Consider the following 580-nt stretch of genomic DNA (forward strand, 5'->3'; position numbering starts at 1 on the left):
AAATGGCATGCGGCAATCTATCCGCCCAAACATTCCATCCGTTTGGATATATTGGCAAACACTTCGTCCGGCCATTCCATCCGATTGGAAACGCGGGCAACCCCTCTTTTCAAATATTCCATCCGATTGGATATATTGGTAAACGCCGCGCCAGACCATCCCCCTCGTTTGAATGTGCCAACAACCCCTCCCCCCGACTTTTCCTGCCGTTTGAATATATTGGCAATCTACCCAACAAACTATTCCATCCTATTGAACGTGCTGGCAACCCCTCCGCCCAAACATTCCATCCGTTTCTGTGTGCTAACAATGGGTGAAAAACTACCGCAACGCGGTTATACTTTCGATAGCCCAGGGTTGCCGACGATAGGAGGCTACCCTGGGTAATGACGCAAGCAAAAAGGCTACCCCCTTGGGGGTTGTACTTTCTTTTTCTACTCCTCACCCATTTGCACATATCAAATGGATTTGTTCGTAAATGATATTCCTTTTGCACAAATGAATTTAGAAAAAGTACAATGCCGATGGCATAGGTTTCCGCCCTGCAAACGCATCCAGGGTAGGCTCCTATCGTCGCCAA

1 protein-coding gene is annotated in these 580 nt (G+C 47.9%); it reads left to right on the forward strand.

All coding sequences use genetic code 11. The annotated features are described in order from the left end of the window. On the forward strand, positions 1 to 317 hold a 317-nt coding region (locus X919_RS16915; protein WP_172642735.1), incomplete at its 5' end, for a hypothetical protein. Positions 318 to 580 lie beyond the last annotated feature (263 nt).

The organism is Prevotella sp. HJM029 (assembly GCF_000599605.1).
Classification (GTDB): domain Bacteria; phylum Bacteroidota; class Bacteroidia; order Bacteroidales; family Bacteroidaceae; genus Prevotella.